At 40.0% G+C, this 235-nt stretch carries 1 pseudogene; it reads right to left on the reverse strand.

The annotated features are described in order from the left end of the window. Positions 1-235: pseudogene (locus LI241_RS15710) on the reverse strand (transposase); the annotation flags it as partial.

A 235-nucleotide genomic window follows, 5' to 3' on the forward strand; every position in this document is an offset into this window, starting at 1 on the left:
AGGAGTACCCATGTCTTTTCTTTATCAACTAGCTGTTTGACCGATTTTGAGAATATATAACCATCGCATTTATCTGTTGCTTCGATGATATTGCGAGCACAGTTCAACCCCTTATCTGCGATTTGTATAGTCCTTCCGTTGATGTTGTTTTGTGATTTCAAGTCATTGATGATATTGCGGATAATAGGCTTCTCTGACTCATTACCGGGATACATCCTCATACCGATGGGGATCA

This window comes from Longicatena sp. 210702-DFI.1.196, from assembly GCF_020563125.1.
Lineage (GTDB): Bacteria > Bacillota_I > Bacilli_A > Erysipelotrichales > Erysipelotrichaceae > Longicatena > Longicatena caecimuris.